1 protein-coding gene is annotated in these 257 nt (G+C 42.0%); it reads right to left on the reverse strand.

Annotated features, from left to right (window positions below):
• A partial coding sequence (locus SB658_RS25455) for a glycosyltransferase (protein WP_410603223.1) occupies positions 1 to 257 on the reverse strand: 257 nt, incomplete at both ends.

Raw genomic sequence — 257 nt, forward strand, 5'->3', positions numbered from 1 at the left:
CTATTGAACCCTTTTGGATTTTATGAAACTTCATCCGGCTTTTCGTGAAATGTCCGTGCGGCGTGAAAAAAAGCGGACGCCGACACGTTTGATTAAGGTATCCCAGCAAAAATGCCGCAAATAAATCCTGCGTGTGAAACAGGTCATATTGTTCTAAGTCCTTCTCCTTCAAAAATCTTTGAAAGACATGTAAATAGCTGAGATTCTTCACAAACTTTTCGTTTGCGGCACCGTATCTGCCAACAAGAAACGCTCTG

The sequence above is a fragment of the Bacillus sp. SIMBA_008 genome (genome assembly GCF_046535495.1).
In the GTDB taxonomy this organism is placed as follows: Bacteria; Bacillota; Bacilli; order Bacillales; family Bacillaceae; genus Bacillus; species Bacillus subtilis.